Genomic DNA, 20,986 nt, shown 5'->3' on the forward strand with positions numbered 1-20,986 from the left:
TTATTTGAATTTTAAAAAAATACACGAAATGAAAATTGCGCTTTTAGGATACGGAAAAATGGGTAAAGTAATCGAGCGAATTGCTTTGGAAAGAGGTCATGAAATTGTTTTGAGAAAAGACGAATTCACTACTTATGACGGCCTTTCAACAGCCGATGTCGCTATCGATTTCAGCATCCCGACTGCTGCCGTTGACAATATTTCAAACTGCTTTCATGCTAATGTTCCCGTAGTTTCAGGAACAACGGGCTGGTTAGAACATTATGACGAAATGGTAACGCTTTGCAACGAAAAGAAAGGCGGTTTTATCTCAAGTTCTAACTTTAGTTTAGGAGTTAACATTTTCTTTGAACTGAATGAATACCTGGCCAAAATTATGGCTCAGTTTGATTCGTATAAAGTTACGATGGAAGAAATTCATCATACACATAAACTGGATGCACCAAGCGGTACAGCCATTTCTTTAGCCAAAGGCGTGATCGAAAACAGTAATTATGCCAACTGGACTTTAGACGAAGCCAAAGACAACGAAATTCATATTGAAGCCAAAAGAATTGGTGAAGTTCCGGGAACTCATACGGTAACTTACGATTCGGCTGTAGACAGCATCGAATTGAAACATACCGCACACAACCGCGAAGGTTTTGCCCTTGGAGCTGTGATCGCAGCAGAATGGCTTGCCGGAAAAACAGGTATATACTCTATGAAAGACGTATTAAATTTAAAATAAACAGTTATAAAAGGTTGAGGTGAATTTCAAACTAGACCCCTGCCCTGAAACTTTAAACAAAATATTATGACACTATATTATTGGTTTGTATTTTTCTTAGCCGTTCAGATTATTCACTTTCTGGGAACCTGGAAATTATATCAGGCTGCCGGAAGAAAAAGCTGGGAAGCTGCAATTCCGGTTTACAATTCGATTGTTTTGATGAAAATAATCAGTCGCCCAACCTGGTGGACTTTATTACTTTTCATCCCAATCATTAACCTGATTATGTTTCCTGTTGTTTGGGTAGAAACCTTAAGAACGTTTGGCAAAAAAACAACTTTAGATACTCTTTTAGGAATCTTCACTTTAGGTTTCTATATCTACTATATCAACTACACTCAAAAATTAGTACACAACGCCGACAGAAAATTAACGTCAGAAAATAAAGCAAGCGATACCCTGAGCTCTTTACTTTTTGCAATTATTGTGGCAACACTTGTACATACTTATTTAGTGCAGCCTTATACAATCCCTACATCGTCTTTAGAAAAATCATTATTAATTGGTGACTTTTTATTTGTTAGTAAAGTAAATTACGGTCCAAGAGTACCTATGACTACCGTTGCATTACCGATGGTTCATGACTCTATCCCTTTTGTAAAACAAAAATCTTATTTGAAATGGCCACAATTGCCTTATTTCAGATTACCTGCCTTAGAAAAAATAAAACGAACAGATATTGTGGTCTTCAACTGGCCAGTCGATACGGTTCATTATTTCTATGAGCCAAAAGGAAGACCCGGCGTAATCAAACCTATTGATAAAAAATCGAATTACGTAAAAAGATGTGTAGGTATTCCTGGAGACAGCCTGTCTATTAAAGACGGATTTGTTTTCATCAATGGAAAAAAATTAGTTTTACCGGAAAGAGCAAAACCGCAATACTCTTATTCAGTAGCCATAGACCCAAAAATACCTATCGATTTTGAATCTTTGGTTAGAGAACTGGATATCACAGACGGAGCAGGATTTAAAAGCGAAAAAAGAGACACTCTTTATTTCAGAGCTTTAACCGAAGCCAGTGCAGAGCGCCTTAAAAATACACCGGAATTACAGCTGTAAAAAGAGAAATAGACCGAGGAAATGACAATGCTATTTTCCCTCATATCAACAAATGGAATCAGGATAATTTTGGTCCAATCTATATTCCGGAAGCAGGAAAAACAGTTGCCTTAACCAATGAGTCACTGCCTTTTTACAAAGACATTATTACCACTTATGAAGGAAACACTTTGCAGCTGGAAGGTTCTAAGTTCTTAATCAATGGTAAACCTGCTACGACTTATACCTTCAAACAAAATTACTATTGGATGATGGGAGACAACCGTCACAATTCCGAAGATAGTCGTTACTGGGGTTACGTTCCTGAAAATCATATCGTAGGAAAACCGGTTTTCATCTGGATGAGCTGGGATACTAACGGTAAAGGAATCAATAAAATTCGCTGGAGCAGAGTTTTCACGACTGTAGATGGCGAAGGTCAGCCTCAATCGTACTTTAAGTATTTCTTATTTATTCTTGCAGCCTATTTTGTTGGAGAATATTTCTGGAGAAAAAGAAAAGAAAACAAAGCATAAAATAAAAAAAGTTATTTTTGTCTCAGGTTTCAAGTTTCAGGTACATTCAAAACCTGAAACTTGAAACCTGAAACTTTTAAAGCAATTACAGATGAACTCTCTCTTACTTCCTACTTATTTTCCATCGATAAGCCACTTTGCAGTTATGGCCCAATCTGAAAATATTACTTTTGAAATGGAGGATAATTTTCAGAAACAAACCAACAGAAACCGTACATACATTTATAGTCCAAACGGGATTCAGTTATTAAACATACCGGTTAAACATTCAAAATCTGCTCATCAGAAAACAAAAGATGTATTAATCGAGAATGAATTTGACTGGCAAAAACAGCATTTCAAATCATTGGAAGCCGCTTACAGAAGCTCTCCGTTTTTTGAGTTTTTTGAAGATGATATTCGTCCTGTTTTTGAAAAGCAGCACACTTTTTTAATGGATTTAAATCTTGAGGTACTGGACATCACTACTAAATGTCTGCGCATGAAATTAGAGTTCGGCAAAACTACCGAGTACTTTCATGAAGTAGAAAATATCTCTGATTTCAGAGTTTTGGCTAACGGAAAAAGAGACCTTAATGCCTTTGAAAAATACACTCAGGTTTTTGACGACAAGCATGGTTTCATCAATAATCTAAGTGTTTTGGATTTACTTTTTAATGAAGGTAAATTTGCTATGGATTATTTAAAAACACAAAAAATACTGGTTTAAGATTTAGGTTTAACCGCAAAGAGCGCAAAGATATTCGCAAAGTTCGCAAAGCTTATTTAGTATAGCTTTGCGAACTTTGTGTTTGTATAAAATCTTATCACTAAAAATCCTTACGGTCTTTAAGGTTAAACCAACGAGAGATTCTCACCGCTCCTTTTCTGATTAATTTAGTTCTACTTTATCGTCAGCTGCTTTTAGCTCCAGCCATCTTGACAATGTTTCCATAATTCGTTTTCGATCGTTCTCCGGAAAATCTTTCACTCTCGTGGTGTGGCTACCGGTGGGAAGAACCATTTTTAAAGCATCCAGTTTCGGATCGGGTGTTGGGGCACAGGAATACCAGGTATCGTAACCGCCGTAGATATACAAAATTCTGTTTCCTTTATTTTCTACATATTTACGCACTTCTTTGATGTATTTCGGATTGTATTTTATAGCCACTCCTTTGGGAGCAAATCGATCATTAGAAGTACTTTTTACCACCTGTAACAAATCAGCAACCGGAGAAAAATCAAAACCATAATAGCCTAATTCTTTCAAATGCTGATAGTAAGACGGCAGGTAATGAAAGTACATTTTATCATTATATGTTCTAACGCCTGAAACCTCATCCAGATAATCAAACAATTCTTTTGGAGTTGCAGTTACTTCCGGAATAGCCTCGCATTTTCCGCCCCATTGCCAAAAAGAAAAAGGAAATTCTAAAACCGCATATTCTAATGCTTCAGCCAAAGGCACTTCTGTAAAGGTCATTTTCTTTGCTTCGGCATATTGTTTAAATTCTTTTAGTACGGCTTCTCTATTTTCTAAAACTGCTCTTTGAAAGGCTGTAATTTTTGCCCTGCAGGCTGCTGTTCCCACTATTTTTGTATGTTCTACCGTTCTGAGATCTTCCGTCGTGTTAATCAACGGTGCCACATAAGGCATAGCCACATCAACGTCATTTGGGTATTTTGACTTGTAAATCAGGGCTGTTTCTCCTCCTTTACTTATTCCGGTTGAAATCCATTTTCCTGTGTAGATTTGCTTGAGTTTCATTACAAGATCATGGTAATCGGCAATGGCCTGATCGTTTGTCAAGTATTCCCACGGAAGTGGTTCTGGTCTTGACTTTCCGTAAAAGCGATATTCAACCGCAATCTGATTTGCGTTTAACAACTTACTTACCTCGCTTTTAATATTGTTTGTATTGTAACCATGAGTTTCAATTACCATAGGACTATTAAAATTAAGATGCGAGAGATAAACGTAATGTTTAAATGTTCCTTTTTGCGGATTTTTATGGTCTAACGGCTCGTCTAAAATGAGCTGGTACGATTCTGTGTAACCTTCCAAATTTTCTATAACCGTAATTTCGGCTTTCGGAAACAAGGCCGTAAGTTTCTGATGTAAATCGGATGTGCCCTGTGCTGAAGCAAAATGCGAACTCAGTACAACACACAATAGCAATAATAAACGCTGTATACTTTTCATTTTTTAAAGTTTAGTTGATTTTCTAAAAATACTGGCATTACCAACCAAATTCCAATAGTATATTATCCTTAAATTATTATATTTTACCTACTTTGAGTTAAAATAGCACTATCCGGAAATATTGACTTATTTTTAATCCGGAAAAACAAAAAAACAACTAACCTTAAAACAAAAGATATGACTATTGGAGTTGGCGGATCTAACGCTATTGCAGAATTAGAAAAAATACAGGATATGACACTGAATGTAAAAGCCATTCAGCCGGAGGAATATCAAACGCGCATCGATAAAGCAGTGTCGCTTATCAAAACAACAGGTTTTAAAGCGGTGTTCCTTAATGCAGGAACCAATTTATACTATTTTACAGGAACGAAATGGAACCCTTCTGAAAGAATGGTGGGCGCTCTTTTGTTTGAAGACGGCAGTCTGGAATATATCGTTCCAAAATTTGAGGAAGGTACTTTTAGAAAATTCATGCAAATCGATGGCCACCTGAATTGCTGGGAAGAACATGAATCTCCTTCTGTTTTATTTGGAAAAATACTGCAGGATAAAGGTGTCAATAGTGGTAAAATTGCACTGGATGAATCAGCCGGTTATTTTTTAGTTGATGCGATCGTGAAAGCCAATCCTGGTTATGATTTTGAAAACTCCCAGCCTATTACTACCGGCTGCCGTATTCAGAAATCAGCAAATGAAATTGCTATAATTCAACAGGTCAAAGAAATTACTATGGTAGTACAGCGTGCTGCTGCCCGTATTTTACATCCGGTATAAAAGCCGCAACGGTGGTTGATTTTATCAATAAGGCGCATATCAAAGCCGGAATTCCTACAGGATCTTATTTCTGCATCGTGTTGTTTGCCGATGATTCTCAATATCCGCATGGAGTAACCACTCCACAGGACTTAAAAGAAAATGATGTTGTACTTATTGACACCGGCTGTCGTCTGGAAGGTTATTTGTCTGACATTACCCGAACTTATGTGTACGGAACTCCAACCGAAGCCCACATAAAGATTTGGAATTTAGAAAAGGCCGCACAAAAAGCAGCTTTTGATGCCGCACAATTAGGAGCAACTTGTGGTTCTGTAGATGATGCCGCACGTAAAGTAATTGCAGCAGGAGGCTTAAGTGCCGATTACGAACTTCCGGGATTACCTCATCGTGTAGGTCACGGAACAGGATTGGACATTCATGAACACCCTTACCTTGTAAGAGGCAGCACTACTGTTTTACAGGAAGGAATGGTGGTAAGCAACGAACCTATGCTTTGTATTCCGGGGCAGTTTGGAATTCGCCATGAAGATCATTTTTACATGACCGCTGAGGGTCCAAAATGGTTTACCACTCCTATGCACAGTATTGACAATCCGTTTGGGATTGGCATTGATTAAGTTTTATTTTAAAGACATAAAAAAGGGGAAACGATATCGTTTCCCCTCTTTCTTTTTACAACCAAATTTATTATTTAACCAATAATTTTTTAGTATCTGTGAAGCTTCCATCTGTAGCTACCACAATATAAACTCCTTTTCTAAGGCGATTTACCTCATAAGAAGTTGCATTTCTTACCACATCCACTACGTTTCCTGTACTGTCGTAGATCGTAATTTTGATATTCGACGTGTTTAGATTAGCGAAGTTAAAATTAACAACATCTGTAGCCGGGTTTGGATACAATGTAAATGATCTTGTAGTGTCAGCCTGAACTGCTCCTGCACTTCCGTTTTGTAAATCGATTGAAAGCGGGGCACTCCAGTCACTGGTATCAGTGGCATTTTTAGCTCTAACTCTAAACTGATAAACCGTTTGCGTACCTTGTTTTGGAATCCACAAATAATAAGTGGTAGAAGTTCCAAAAGTTGTCCATCCTGTAGTCGCATTATTCAGCTGTACTTCATAACTTGTAGCATTAGCAACGGTGTTCCAGGAGGCATAAAATCCGGATGTATATACTCCTGAATTACCAATATTCGTTGGTGTTGGCAAGGTCACCGGATTTGGTGCAGTACCCGCAACTACGGTATAATCTTCTACTTCCCCATCGCCGATGTTACCACAAGCTGTTGACGGGTTTGAATAGTATTTCATTACAATACGCATTCTGGTAGTTCCTGTAAACGCAATCGGAGTAAAACTTCCCGTTGCTGTTCCGGTAGAAGAAATTCCATCGATTACTTTTTCAGAAGCATCAAAAACATTGTTTTTGTTGTAATCGATCCATACTCCCCAATATTCTAAATACGATCCTCCAGAGAAACCTGCTGCCAGGCTTACATTTGTTGCTGTTCCCGGAGTTACTGTTACCGTTTTAGAAGTAAAATTGGCATAACCGCCGGCATCTTTACCAGATGTATTTGTAAAACTTCCAATGGTCACTGCGTTAATATATTCGTAGTTACTGTTGGCCTGAGCAGTACAATAAGCTGAACCTGCAGCAAGAGTTGCCGTTACTTCATTTGAATAGGCTGAATAAACGGTATTTGCTTTTGCACGTACTCTGTATTTATAAGTACTTCCAGCAGTTAAACCTGTGTTGGTATACGTAAGCGCTGTACTTGGCAATGTTGTTATTTCGGCAAAAACATTATCTGTTCCTGCTCTTTCTACTACGATGTTTGTCGCATTTGTCGCATTGTTTACCCACGTCAACTGTACTTGTAAGCTGGTGTTGTTAACCGTAGCCGCAAGACCTGAAGGTGCCAGAACGGTTGTAGGAGCCTGAGTTCCTGCCTGAATGGATTCGTTTGGTTTGGTATTGTAAGCAAAGTCTAAAACGGAATAACCAACGCCTCCTGCTTCTACTTTTACGTGTAGCCAGCCGTAGCATATACGTCCTCTGCTTGTGTATTCAAAACCAATGTAACCTGTTTGATTGTCCCAGGCGGTATACGTTGCTGTTCTTAAATCTAACTGATCCGGATATGCTGCTCCCGGAGTCACAAAATTACTTGATGCTCCAATGGTAGTTCCCTGAGTAATCAAACTGATGTTTCGGGTACCTGCCGGTCCTACTAATCTTTTGCCATAGGTTTCTACTTTTAAAGCTGCAGCTGCAAATTGCCACGCTCCGTATTCTGTGTTGTCTCCGATTCCTAAGTCAAAATATTGCCAAGGTTGTGCTGCCGAAGCAACATAATCGGAATTGTTTACATAAAACACACCATAAGGCGCATCAAATTTCAGATTGATTGTTTTTGATGCATTATCCAATGTCGAAATTCCTCCTGTAATAGCAGCATCTTTGAATGTAATTGCTACCGCAGCATCATTTGCCGGAAGATGTGCTGTTGCTTTTCCGGTGAAAGAAACCACTACTTTATTATTTCCTGAAAGCGTCAAAACCGCTGTTAAGCCTGAAGGAACTCCTGTGATGGTATAATCAGTTCCTGCCGTTAAAGTTCCCGTGCTTTTCGTAAAAGTTCCGTTGTTAGTGGATAACGAAATGGTGCTGGTAGTGGTAACACCTCCGTCATTAGCTTCGGCTTCGTACAGTACACTTTCAGACAGAACCACTGCCGTTTTGTTGGTCATACCTGTATAGATAGGCGTGTTAGGCTGTGTATTATAAGCATATTCCGAAACGGTGTAACCATCTCCGTTAGCCGCAACATCTATCTTGAACCATCCATAACAAGTGAGTCCTTCGATTTTATATTCAAAACCAACATATCCTGATTTTCCGTCCCAGGCTGTATAATTTGCGGTTCTTAAATCCAGCTGATCCGGATATGCTCCCGGAGCTACCATATTACTGGCTGGTCCAACGGCTGCATTTTGTCCTAATAGCGTAATGTTTCTGGTTCCACTTTCGCAGACTAATTTTTTACCATAGGTTTCAATTTTCAGGGCATTGGCCGCATAACGCCAGGCTCCAAATGAAGTATCATCTCCTTTTGCAATATCAAAAGGTTTCCAGATTAAAGCGGAAGAAATATTAATGTTAGGCATGTCTACAAAAAAGATTCCGTAGGGATCGGTAAATCTCAAATTGTAAAATAAAGAGGTACAAGACAAACCTGTGGTTCCTCCGGTAAATGCCGCAGGTAAAAAGCTGATTCCTGCTGTTGTATTTTGTGCTGCTGCATGGTTTGTTGCTTTTCCTGAAAGCGTTACCGTCACTTGTCCGTTTGAGTTCACCGTTACCACTGGCGTAATTCCTGCCGGAAAGGTGTGTGTAAAATGGGTTCCTGCAGTCATTGTTCCTGAACTTAGCGCAAAGGTTTTCCCTCCGCTTAAGGTAACTACTGAGGCTGTATTAAAGGCTCCGTCATTGACAACGGTTTCTTTAAAACTAGTTCCGGTTGCCACTAAACTGCTCTCAGTAGAATTCACTCCGGTATCAATTAAATTTTGTGGCTGCCAGAGCGTGATTCTGGCTGGGTGCTGTAAAGCTGCCAACATTCTGTCGATCTGCCCCTGAGTATACATTTTGTAGCAGCCTTGCGCTCCATTGTACCCCATGTAGTTTTCGATGTTTACTTTATCTCCTGTACAATTGGTTCCCGGTGTACAAGCCAGAGTGTGCTTAGCGTCTTCGGCAGGAGTGTCGGCAACTTCATCTGTGCCGGAGCAGCCTCCTTCGAAGGTATGAATCAGGTTTAAGAAATGTCCAAATTCATGTGTCAGCGTTGCTGAAAATTCTTTGCTGTAAGAGTTGTCGTAAAGGTAAGCTCCATTAAAAACAACACGCGCTGTATTACTGGCGGTCATTTCTGAACTTGGATACCACGCAACTCCCGAGTTGTTAAAAACTCCTTCGTTATACAAATCGTTCTGAATATAAACGTTCATGTATTTTTTGTTGTCCCAGGCGTCGGCGGCAATCTGGTCGTCATAACCTCCGCCATTTCCGTAACCGTTTTTAGCAGCATGGAAAACAACTCCGTTGGTACATCCTCCGTTAGGGTCTTTTTTTGCCAGTTTAAATTCGATGTTTAGAGTTCCTCTTCTGGCCTGAAAGAAAGGTTCAACGGTTTGATAATCTGCGTTTCTTCCGTTAAAATCGTCATTTAATTGTGCCAGGTGGTTGACGATTTTTTCATAGGTAATCGTTTTGCCGCTTTGTACGTCTCCATAAATATGAAAAACAACGGGAATGGTGTAGGTAGTTACTGCTGCACTTTTTGAAGTTTTGCTTTTACGCTGAAGTGCAAAATTGTTGGTAAAGGTTTCAAAATCCTTTTTTTCCTGAAGTGATTTGGGGCTACTCCGATACACTTTGGCGTTTTCTTCTGTCGTCCGGCAAGGAAGTCCTTGCGCGCTTATTTTTCCTATCGAAAAAACAAGCATTAATACTAGTAGTTTTGTTTTCATTTTTTGTTGGATAAATTTGTTGGCATCAAAATTAACTGCATAGTTTCTAATTTATTGATACTATGTTATTTAAAAACAATATATAATTAACAGCTTTTTAACTATAAAAAAACACACTATTAAAAAATATTACATATTTCATGCGCTTTCACAAACAAATAAGTTATTTTATTAAACAAAAACCAAAACAACCACAAGAATCACATTAAGAATAAACTCTCTTTTCAACCTTCAAATTTCAAATCCCAAATTCCAAACTCCAAATTCCAAATCTCACATTTTACATTTTACATTCCACATCTCACATTCCACATCTCACATTCCACACAAACCTTCTTCCCCTTATTTTTTAAACAAAAAAAACCGGAACCCAATTAAAGGCCCCGGTTAAAAACAGGAAAACTAATTCAAATTAAAATTTATCCCAGAAAATTTTTGTAGTCATTAAATCTCCACCTATAGCAGAGGAAGCTGCTTCATAATTTTCTTTGTTTAATGTTTTATCGAAGATTGAATAGATGTTACGAACTGGCACTTTTCCTTTAGCTGCGTCTACAGCTGTTGAAGGCGCCTGTAAAACAGGAAAATCTAATCTTCTGTATTCTGTCCATGCTTCAAATCCTCTGTTGTAATAAGCAATCCAAAGCTGGTAAGCAATCTTTTCTTTGGCTGTTCCGGCAGCAGTTGCAAAATCAACATCTGCTCTGTCCAAATAGGTTTGAGCATCTGTGTTGGATACTCCCCAAAACTTCATGCTGGCCTGGATTCCTTTTTTATAATATTCTTCTGCAGTACCTCCTACATTAAAACCTCTGTTAGCAGCATCAGCCAAAAGGAAACAGGTTTCAGTGTAATCAAAAAGTACTCCCGGGTTTGTTTTTTCTTTTAATCTTAGCCCCATGTTAGAATAGTCACCATAAGTAACCTGTTTCGCATAAGGCGCTCCTTTATATTTGCCTGACTTTTTAGAAGCCGGATTAAAGAAGGTATCACGTCTTGGGTCATTTTTAGCATTCAGTTCATCTACAAAAAAGGCCGTAGGTATGGTTTGACTTTCATTTACCAAAGTGTCATACAAAGGATTCATGTCTACCAATGAAGAGAAATATTTAAACAATGCCGTTTCAGCTTCGCTTGTCATAACTCCTGAGCTATAAGCACTTTCTACTATGGCTTTTGCTTTTGCAGGCTCAACGTCAGCAAGGTGTAATCCTAGTTTTAGTTTTACACTGTTGGCCAATGTTTTCCATTTACCCACGTCTCCTTTGTACACTAAGTCAGCTGTGCCAAAACTTTCTTTACCGGCATCCATACTGGCAATTGCAGCATCAAGTCTTGCAGCAAGATCAAAATAGATGGTTTTGGCATCGTCGTATTTCGGATAAGGGTGCAGATTAATATCTAAAGCTTCAGTGTAAGCCACATTCCCAAACAAATCAACAAGGGTTTGGTAAGCCATTACAATCTGAATATCCAATATTGCAATTTTGTTTTTCTTAATGGCAGTTTCAACAGCTCCTAATGCTTCTTTGGCTGCAACTTGTTTTTGCGCATTTACTAAATCCTGTAATACATCGCGATACAACAAAATGGCATGAGAGTTCCCTAAGTTTCTTCTTTCCATATTGTAGTTGACCTCATCGGTATAGGTTGTAGTGCTCCAATATTGAGCATATCCTCTAAAATTATTGTTGTTTACCGAAGCATTGGTCAGGAAGAACGCATAGTTTACCTGCGCACTGGTCATAAGCGCACCCGGTAAAACGGTCGTATACGCTTTTTCGTCCTGATTTAAATCTTCTAAGTTATCACATGAAGCAACCGAAAGTAAAATGGCTCCTGCAAAAAATATCGTTTTTACTATTTTCATTTTGTTGTTGTTTTTTAGAATTGAACTTTCATATTAAAGCTGTACTCTTTTGATGTTGGTAAAACTCCTGTTTGGAATCCCTGAAGATTTCCTGAAGAAAGTCCCGCTTCCGGATCAGCATATGGTAAATTTTTATGGATGATCCACAGGTTACTTCCATTAACTGCAAAAATCATATTGGTGATGAAAGTTTTTGCCAGGAATTTTGATGGCAATCTGTAGCTCAATCCTAACTCACGTAGTTTCACATAAGAAGCATCATAAACATATTGCTGCTCTGGCATTGAGTTGTAGAAAGAATACCCGTCTGCACCTTCTACACTAACTACTTTATCATTTGGAGTTCCGTCTGCTTTAACACCCGCTAACAAAATCCCTCCGCCATTGGCAAGCGGCTCTCTTTGTGGGTTTCCTAAATGGTTGTTAGAAACTGTACTTTCGTAGATTCCTGTAGTATGTCCGAAACGTTGGTCTAATGAATAAACGTCTCCTCCTTTTTTCACATCGATTAAGAAATTCAATGAGAAGTTTTTATAGGTAATTACGTTGTTTAAACCTCCAATCCAGTCCGGATTTATATCTCCAATTGTTGCTCCGGCTGTTTGTTGGTATCTTCCGTTTGAACGAATTACTTTTTCTCCATTTAGATAAGTAAATCCAGAACCGATTAACTGACCTATTGGTTTTCCAACTTCAGCAACGTAACCTACTCCCTGGAAAGATCCTAACGAAATTCTGTCAGCTCCTCCTAATGAGATTACCTCATTTTTGTTGGTAGACCAGTTTACTTTTGCTTCCCAGCTAAAATTAGCTGTCTTAACCGGAATTACAGATAAAGTTACCTCGTATCCTTTGTTCTGAACGTCTCCTCCGTTGATCCATGCTCTGGTATATCCTGTTTGTGTAGGAGTTTCAACAGAAAGAATCTGATTGGTTGTATTGGTTTTGTAGTAAGAGAAATCAAGACCTACACGGTTTCTGAACAATTTAAGCTCAATACCCGCTTCAATACCTTTTGTCAACTCACTTTTTAGATTAGCATTACTTTTGTTATTTTCTGTAGAAAAACGAATTCCGTCAGGTCCAAAATTATCGTTCTTTGGATAAGTTGCTGCAATAACAGCGAAAGGTGCATCGTTTCCAGTCTCAGCATAATTCAGACGCAATTTTCCAAAAGAAAGCCAGTCAGTCTTGATGTGATTGCTAAAGATGTAAGTTCCTGTAATCGAAGGATAGGTATAAGTACTATTGCTTGATGGCAATGTTGAAGACTTATCTACACGATAACTTCCCTCTAAGAAATAAGTTTCCTTAAAATTGAAACTTGCATTCGCATAAACACTGTTTGTACCAATAGTAACCTGAGATTCTGATGGACTGTTTATTTTGTCGATAGAATTATTCAAAGCATAAATTCCAGGTACTACCAATCCGCCATTTGTTGCAGCAAAGATTGAGTTACTCAAAGAACGTCTTGAATTGGCACCAACCATTCCGTTAAACTTAATATCATCTGTGATATTCGTTTTGAAGTTCATGATCAAATCAAAGTTGATCTCTCTGAATGTTTTGTCAAATCGGGTATACTGACCGCGTGCATTAGGCGTTCTTTTTGATCCCACAGCGATGCGCTCTTCCTGCAACTGGTGGTAAGAATCTACAGATCCTTTACCAATTACATCAAACCAATTGGTGATTTCTGTACTTAAAGCAAAGTTCCCGAAGAAACGGTCACGGCCTAAAGTATTGTAGTTGTTGTACCTCTGGAAATAAGGGTTGTCGTGAAACTGAATCGTTAAATCAGTTGGTCCTGCCACACTCCAGGTCGTATTTTGTCCCGTAAGATTATAAGCATCTTTTAAGTCCTGAAAATCTACACTTGTAGAAAACCATTGTCTTACACTGCTCAGGTAGTTGTTTCCTCCGTCACCATAACCCGTTTCGTTCATTCCTTTAGCATTTGCTTTTAAGTAGTTCGCAGAAACTGTAAGTTTAGTTTTAGGAAGGATGTTGTAACTTGCCGAGAAGTTAAAATTGTCTTTACGGTTGTTACTGTTTGGTAAAATCCCCTGATCCATGTTGTAGTTGGTATAACCAAATCTAAAATCTCCTTTTTCACCAGATCCTGTAAAAGCGATGTTATTGATGTACGTAAAGCTTTTTTGATAAAAATCATTTGGATTTTTCTTTACCGCTGTCCAAGGTGTTGCTTTTCCATAACCTGGCAATTCAGGATAGAATGAACTCCAGTTGTACACCAATAAGTTCGGATCAAATCTAGGCCCCCACGAAGCATCATCGGTTGCAGCATAAGGATGCATTCCACTTCCTAAATCAACTGTACCGTAAAAATCACCGTATCCTCCACCGTATTGATTCTGATACTCCGGTAAAGTTTTTTTATCGACTACTCCAACGGTTACTCCTGAGCTGAAACTTACACCCAGACCTCCTTTAGATTTACTTCCTTTTTTCAAGGTTACCAAGATTACCCCGTTTGAAGCTCTCGAACCGTACAAAGCAGAAGCCGCAGAACCTTTTAAAACGTTCATGGTTTCGATATCATCAGGATTGATGTCTGAAGCAGCATTTCCGTAATCGTATCCACCAGTGTTACCACCACTTTTTTGATCGGCACTATTCGTATTATCATTGTTCAAAGGAATACCGTCTACAATCCATAAGGCCTGATTGCTCCCTGTTAATGACGTTGTACCACGAATCACTACGTTTGTCGAACCTCCAATGTTATTGTTACGTCTGATTTGTACACCGGCAATTTTACCCGAAATAGAGTTCGCTACGTTACCTGAGTTTACTTTTGTCAGATCTTCTCCTTTGATTTCCTGAGTGGCATATCCAAGAGATTTCTTTTCTCTTTTAAGTCCCAAAGCGGTAACTACGATCTCCTGAAGCTGCTCTGAGTTTGGAGTTAAAGATACGTTGGCTGCGTTACCTGTAACGGTCACTTCCACAGTCTTCATCCCAATATAATTAAAGATTAAAACAGCATTCTGACTTGTCTTAATAGAATATTTACCGTCAAAATCTGTTTGAGTTCCCGTTTTTGTTCCTTTAATCAATACACTCGCACCCGGCAAAGGCATTCCTGCATTATCTGAAACAATCCCCGATACAACCCGCTCCTGTGCGAGCGCAAATTGTGCTAGCAGTACAAAAAAAAGTACTACCGTTTTTCTTTGAAAAAACTTGAATTTCATAAAATGGTTTTATAATTAGTATTGGCAAATGTTTTGCTTTTTCCATAATTTTTATGATAATATATTACCGCAAAAACCTATTATATTACCCTTTTATTACATATTTAATATTTTTACATGTATTATCTTACCCTAGTAATTTTGCACGAAATACGTATCTTTTTTCTCACTTTTCATGTTTTTTTGACTGATTTTAGCCCACAAAAAAAGGGAGAAATCTCTTTTACAGAAATTCTCCCTTTTTTAGGCTTCTAAAACGATACTATTTTGCTCCCGGAGGACATTTTTCTTCTACAAATTTTATAAAAGTATCTATCAAATGTTTTTGAGTTCCTTCGCCTTCATGAATACTATGCGTACGATTTGGGTAAATCATTAAGTTAAAAACTTTGTCGTATTTGATGAGTTCATCAATCAAAACTTCTGCATTTTTGTAATGTACATTATCGTCGCCAGTTCCGTGAATGTAAAGCAGATTTCCTTTTAAATTCTTAGCGTGGGTTACCGGGGAAGCCTGCAGGTAAGCTGCTGCATTTTCATCCGGCAAGCCCATATAACGTTCGGTATAAATGTTATCGTAAAAATGCTGATCGGTAACCGCAGCAATCGCAACACCAGTTTTGTATATTTCGGGATACTGAAACATTAAATTTAAAGTTACTGCTCCGCCTCCGCTCCATCCGTGTACGGCAACTCTGTCTTTATCAATAAAATTCCACTTCAAAACTTCCTTTGCGGCCATTGCCTGATCGCGGGTATTGACGATTCCGATGTTTTTGTAAATCGACTTTCTCCATTTCGTTCCTTTCATAACCGGAGTTCCCCTGTTGTCCATGGCAATTCCTATGTATCCTTTTGGAATCAACAGGTCTATAAATCCGTTAAAGTAAGGCATATCGTTTGCTACCGAAGCCATTGGCTCTCCGTACACATAAAAGAATAACGGGTATTTTTTTGTCGGATCAAAATCAAGAGGTTTTGCCATAATTCCGTCGACTTCCACTCCGTCAACTGTGGTTACTTTGAATTTTTCCAAAGAAAACTCACGTTCCGGTTTTGTAAAAACATCCGCTTCTTTTGGCAGTATTTTTTTATGGTCTGACAGTGAAACCAACCGTATATTAAAGTCGCGGTTGATATTAGAATTGATATGTTTTGCATACGAGCCATCAGTAGAAAACTCATACTCATTGGTCCCTTCAAATACTTCCGGAGTTATTCTTTTTGTTTTGTGTGAATTCAGATTCGTTTCATACAAATAACGCTGGGTTGCATCTTTAGGACTTGCGATATAATAAATTGATTTGGTCTTGTCGTTATACGCTTTAAAGTAAGCATCAAAATTTCCGGTGGTAATCAGTTCTTTCTTTTTTCCGTCACGGCTGATTTTATAAACATGCATCCACCCATCGGCATCCGAACTCCATAAAAAAGATTTACCGTTATCAACAAACTGACAAGGAAAACCATCATACACGCCCGAAGAAATATCAAAAACATCAATCCATTCTGCCGATTTTTCCTGATAGATTAAAGTGGCTTTACCGGATAGTGCATTGCAATTGTAAAACGAAACCTGATTTTGATTTCTATTCAGTTGTATGACCATTACCTCCTCTTTAGCCACCCATTCCATACGAACCAAATAGTTATTATCCGGTTCTCCCGGAATATCCAGCCAGTTGGTTTTTACAGTAGCGATGTCAACAATCCCAATTTTTACAGAAGAAGGTTTTTCTCCGGCCTTAGGGTATTCTACCGGAACTACAAACGGATACAAAGCAGCGGTATTGTTTATCATTAAATGAAACTTTGTTTCTGAAGCATCTACACGCCAAAAAGCAATGCTTTTACCATCGGGACTCCAGCGAAATCCGTCACGCGCTGCAAGTTCTTCTTCATAAACCCAGTCAAAAGTTCCGTTGATTACCTTGTCTGTTCCGTCGGTGGTTAAAGGCGTTATTTTGCCTGAAGCCAGATTTTCAAGGTAAATGTTGTGCTTTGAAACGTAAGCTACATTTTCGTTATCGTTAGAAAACTTAGCAAACATTAGGGAAGATTCTTCTAAACTAGCCCCAAGTTTTCTTCCTTTTCCGGTGGTTAAGTCAAAAAACCAATAGTCGCCTCTGGTCTTGGCTCTCCATACTTTTTTTGAATTGGTGTATACCAAAACTTTGGTTTTGTTCTGATTCCAGACCAATTCTTCGACCTCTCCTTTAAATCCTGCGCTTGTTAATTGCTGTTGGGTTAAAACAGTGGTACTTTTATTCAACTGATCGACATCATAAACCAAAATATTCTCTCCTGAATTCACCCAAAAAGAATGCGAATTCGGCAGCCATTTTAATTCATTAATATCAATATCTTTTTGCGCCAATATACTTGAGCAGACAAAAAGAAGCAGTAAAAAGTGTTTTTTGATCATGGTTATTTGGTATTTAATAGCTGTTCTATTTCTTCAATTTCAATGGGCATTTCTTCTGATAAATTGATGTTTCCGTCGTCTGTCAACAAATAATCATTTTCCAGTCGGCAGCCAATTCCTTCTTCGCGAATGTAAATTCCCGGCTCACAGGTAAGCACCATTCCTTTTTCGAAAGGTTTGGAATACAATCCGACATCATGAACATCCAGTCCGAGGAAATGAGCCGTTCCGTGCATGAAGTACTTTTTGTAAACAGGATTCTCGGGATCCTGAGCCGTGATTTCTTCTAACGTAATCAATCCCAGTTTCACCAATTCGGCTTCCACAAGGCTTGCCATCTGCACTTCGTAGTCTTTTGATAAAACGCCCGGTTTCAAAAGCTTTGATCCCTCTTTTAGGCAATGCAAAACCGATTGGTAAATTTCTTTCTGACGAGGCGAAAATTTTCCATTTACCGGAAGACAGCGCGTGGTATCTGAATTGTAATTTCCATAGCAAACACCAAAGTCTACCAAAAGCAGCTCGCCATCTCTACAAACCGAATCATTGGTGTTGTAATGTAAGGCACAGGCATTTTTACCTGAAGCAACAATGGGCTTGAACGCATGGCGGTTTCCTCCATTTTTAATATAGTGATACGCCAGCTCTGCCTCCAATTCATATTCTTTTACATCAGGTCGTACCGCTTTCAACAGTGCTTTAAATCCGTCGACACTTATGGCAACTGCTTTTTGGATTAAAGCAATCTCCTCGGCTGATTTTACCGGTCGAAGTTCTCTTGTTATTTTGGCAACACGTTCGTATTGATGCAGCGGGTATTTTTGTCTGCACCACTGAATCATTCGATCCTGACGTGTATTCATTTCTGAGGTTATTCTTTTAATGTGCTCGTTGTGGCCTAAGTAAATCGCATCTGCTTCAAAAGCAAATAACTGTAGGGCTTTTTCAAATTCATGCACCCACTTTACATTCTTGATTCCTGAAATGGCGGTCACTTTTTCTTTGGTCAAAAAATCTCCGTCCCAGATTAAAGTATGTTCGCTCACTTCTTTTACAAATAAAATGGCTCTGTTTTCTTCTTTAAAAGCATCGGGATAAAGGACTAAAATAGTTTCGTCCTGCTCAATTCCGGACAGATAAAACAAATCATTATTTTGTGCAAAGCCCATTACATCATCAGCATTATTTGGCATCACATCATTTGAAGTCAGTATGGCCAAACTGTTTTTTTGCATTTTTTCGACAAACCTCTTTCGGTTATTTTCAAATAAAGAAGCCGGAATTGAATCGTATCTCATAGTTTATAATTGAAACATTTTAGTATCAACAGAAGGTGTTTTGCCTGAAATAATCTCTGTAATTATTTTTCCTGTTGCCGGTGCAAGGCTTAACCCCATCATGGCATGTCCGGTGGCGAAAGTCAAATTTACAACTTTTTTTGCACGGGCAATAATCGGCATTCCCGAAGGTGTACAAGGTCTGAAACCAAACCAGGTATCCTTGTTTTCAGGCATTTCAACCTGCATCTCCGGATAAAACTCATTAATGCTGTTGATGATTCCCTGTAGTCTGTTTTTATTAATTTTGGTGTCTCCGGTATGGGTAATTTCCATAGTTCCTCCAAAACGAATATCATTATTCATAGGGGTCACCGCAACTTTACCTTCACACAAAATAGACGGAATCGAAGGTTTGTGATTTTTGTCCTTCAGCGTAAAACTGTATCCTTTTCCCGGTAAAATAGAAACCGAAACGCCCAGCTTTTTAGCCAACGAAGGACTCCAGGAACCTGCTGCCAATACTACTTCATCAGTAGCAAATGTGCCTTTGTCTGTTACGACTTTTGTGATTTTATGATGATCGAAAACAAAATCCTGCACTGTGGTACCGGAATGGATTTCTACTTTTAATCGTTTTAATTCTTCTTTGATAAATTGCATGAATTTTTGCGGATACAAATGCGCATCGCCTTTGTAGTGTATCCCGCCCAAAACATCGGTTTTGGTACCATTCTCCAATTTTGCAATGGCTGCAGCAGAAAGATAGTCAACCTGCAAACCTAATTTTTCTGCCTCTCTTGCTTCATGAAACATTTCATGAGCTACTTTATCGGTTTTGTACAACATTAAAAGGCCCTTTTCTTCATAGAAAAAAGAGTTGTTTTCTCGGGCAAAATCCTGATACAATTCCTTACTCAGCAACGATAAATCGCGAAGTGCCGGCATTGCTTTTTCTACATGTTTTTCATTCGCGTGTTTGTAAAACTGAAGTCCCCATTTGATCAGATTTGCATCTAATCTCGGTTTTACATAAAACGGACTCTGACTGTCAAACATCCATTTCATTCCCTGAGCAATCATTCCGGGTTGCGCCAGCGGAATTATATGCGACGGAACTATCATTCCCGCATTTCCATAAGAACAGCCGTCATCCATAGGAGACTGATCAAAAATAGTTACCTCATACCCTTCTTTAGCCAGATAATAAGCTGAACACAAACCTATTATACCTCCTCCAATTATACTTACTCTTTTCATTTGTTCGAAATTGAAAAATTCATTGAAGAAGAATTTTATCCTCCTTCAATGAATCTAAATTTTTAATATTTTTTAAATCACCTGAAAACCATAAGCATACGGGTCATTTTCTTCATCAATGATGATGGTATTGTAACCGTATACTTTTGCCCAGCCCTGAATACTTGGTACGATTGCCGGAATGTCTCCAATGGAAGTTTCTTCTACAACTTTTCCAATAAACTTACTGCCAATGTAACTTTCGTGAATAAATTCTTCTCCGGCTTTAAGTTTCCCTTTAGCGTGCAGCTGTGCAATTCGTGCCGATGTTCCGGTACCGCAGGGCGAACGATCGATCGCTTTGTCTCCGTAGAAAACTGCATTTCGGCCGGAAGAGGTTGGATCTAAAGGTTCCCCTGTCCACAACATATGACTCACATCACGAATGGTATCGTTTTCCGGATGAATAAAATAGTCCGGATATTTGGCATTGATTCTTTTGCGGAGTTCCTGACTCAGCTGGACAATTTTACCTGCCGAAAAATCCTGAATTCCTGAAAAGTTTTGCTGTGGGTCTACAATTGCATAATAGTTCCCGCCATAAGCGACATCAAAAGTAATTTCGCCCAGTTCAGGACAATCAATTGTTAATCCCTCTGCTGCTAAATAAGATTTTACATTAGTCAGACGTACCCAGTCGACTTTATTTCCGGTTTGCTGGTACTCGATATTCACGAGACCCGCAGGTGCTTCCATTTTTATTTTCCCTGGTATTTTTGGGGTAATCAAACCTTCTTCGATGGCAATGGTAATGGTACCAATTGTTCCGTGACCACACATCGGCAGACAACCTGAGGTTTCGATAAATAAAATCCCAAAATCGTTGGCAGGATCACTTGGCGGATATAAAATACTTCCGCTCATCATATCATGTCCGCGAGGCTCAAACATTAACCCTTTGCGGATCCAGTCAAATTCTTTTAAAAAATGCTGGCGTTTTTCACTCATATTAGCGCCTGTCAAGTTTGGCCCTCCTCCTGCCACTACTCTTACAGGATTCCCGCAAGTGTGCGCATCTACACAAAAAAAAGTTTTCTTTACCAT

General features: G+C 38.8%; 12 protein-coding genes and 1 pseudogene. 5 read left to right on the top strand and 8 right to left on the bottom strand.

Annotated features, from left to right (window positions below; all coding sequences use genetic code 11):
- Positions 1-28: 28 nt before the first annotated feature.
- The 3 genes and pseudogenes from dapB (at position 29) to OLM61_RS04035 (ending at position 3,058) form a co-directional block, all read left to right on the top strand.
- The gene (gene dapB, locus OLM61_RS04025) at positions 29-730 is read left to right on the top strand and encodes a 4-hydroxy-tetrahydrodipicolinate reductase (RefSeq protein ID WP_264525199.1); all 702 of its coding nucleotides are present in this window, start codon (positions 29-31) and stop codon (positions 728-730) included.
- Positions 731-796: 66 nt separating this feature from the next.
- Positions 797-2,349: pseudogene (gene lepB, locus OLM61_RS04030) on the top strand (signal peptidase I).
- Between the two features lie 91 nt (positions 2,350-2,440).
- Entirely contained in the window at positions 2,441-3,058 is a 618-nt protein-coding gene (locus OLM61_RS04035) for a WbqC family protein (RefSeq protein WP_264525200.1), read from the top strand.
- 162 nt (positions 3,059-3,220) lie between these two features.
- Here OLM61_RS04035 and OLM61_RS04040 read toward each other — a convergent pair whose 3' ends face one another.
- Positions 3,221-4,531: a S28 family serine protease gene (locus OLM61_RS04040; RefSeq protein WP_264525201.1), complete on the bottom strand. Its 1,311-nt coding sequence runs from the start codon at positions 4,529-4,531 to the stop codon at positions 3,221-3,223.
- A gap of 177 nt (positions 4,532-4,708) precedes the next feature.
- On the opposite strand from OLM61_RS04040, the gene OLM61_RS04045 reads away from it, so the two are divergent.
- Positions 4,709-5,308: an aminopeptidase P family N-terminal domain-containing protein gene (locus OLM61_RS04045; protein ID WP_264525202.1), complete on the top strand. Its 600-nt coding sequence runs from the start codon at positions 4,709-4,711 to the stop codon at positions 5,306-5,308.
- Between the two features lie 11 nt (positions 5,309-5,319).
- Positions 5,320-5,928, top strand: coding sequence for a M24 family metallopeptidase (locus OLM61_RS04050; protein ID WP_264525203.1), 609 nt, complete (start codon positions 5,320-5,322; stop codon positions 5,926-5,928).
- Between the two features lie 70 nt (positions 5,929-5,998).
- Here OLM61_RS04050 and OLM61_RS04055 read toward each other — a convergent pair whose 3' ends face one another.
- From OLM61_RS04055 to OLM61_RS04085, 7 genes are all read right to left on the bottom strand, one after another.
- A complete protein-coding gene (locus tag OLM61_RS04055) occupies positions 5,999-9,850 on the bottom strand; it encodes a M43 family zinc metalloprotease (RefSeq protein ID WP_264525204.1) in 3,852 nt (1,283 codons plus the stop codon).
- 412 nt (positions 9,851-10,262) lie between these two features.
- Positions 10,263-11,720: a SusD/RagB family nutrient-binding outer membrane lipoprotein gene (locus OLM61_RS04060; protein WP_264525205.1), complete on the bottom strand. Its 1,458-nt coding sequence runs from the start codon at positions 11,718-11,720 to the stop codon at positions 10,263-10,265.
- Positions 11,721-11,734: 14 nt separating this feature from the next.
- Positions 11,735-14,941 carry a SusC/RagA family TonB-linked outer membrane protein gene (locus OLM61_RS04065; RefSeq protein ID WP_264525206.1) on the bottom strand — a complete coding sequence of 1,069 codons (3,207 nt, stop codon included), beginning with the start codon at positions 14,939-14,941 and terminating at the stop codon, positions 11,735-11,737.
- A gap of 262 nt (positions 14,942-15,203) precedes the next feature.
- Entirely contained in the window at positions 15,204-17,366 is a 2,163-nt protein-coding gene (locus OLM61_RS04070) for a S9 family peptidase (RefSeq protein WP_264525207.1), read from the bottom strand.
- Positions 17,367-17,368: 2 nt separating this feature from the next.
- Positions 17,369-18,664 carry an aminopeptidase P family protein gene (locus OLM61_RS04075; protein WP_264525208.1) on the bottom strand — a complete coding sequence of 432 codons (1,296 nt, stop codon included), beginning with the start codon at positions 18,662-18,664 and terminating at the stop codon, positions 17,369-17,371.
- Positions 18,665-18,667: 3 nt separating this feature from the next.
- Positions 18,668-19,903 (bottom strand): NAD(P)/FAD-dependent oxidoreductase, encoded by a 1,236-nt coding sequence (locus OLM61_RS04080; protein ID WP_264525209.1) that lies wholly within the window; start codon positions 19,901-19,903, stop codon positions 18,668-18,670.
- Positions 19,904-19,975: 72 nt separating this feature from the next.
- Positions 19,976-20,986 carry a 4-hydroxyproline epimerase gene (locus OLM61_RS04085; RefSeq protein WP_264525210.1) on the bottom strand — a complete coding sequence of 337 codons (1,011 nt, stop codon included), beginning with the start codon at positions 20,984-20,986 and terminating at the stop codon, positions 19,976-19,978.

It is taken from the genome of Flavobacterium sp. N502536, from assembly GCF_025947345.1.
In the GTDB taxonomy this organism is placed as follows: domain Bacteria; phylum Bacteroidota; class Bacteroidia; order Flavobacteriales; family Flavobacteriaceae; genus Flavobacterium.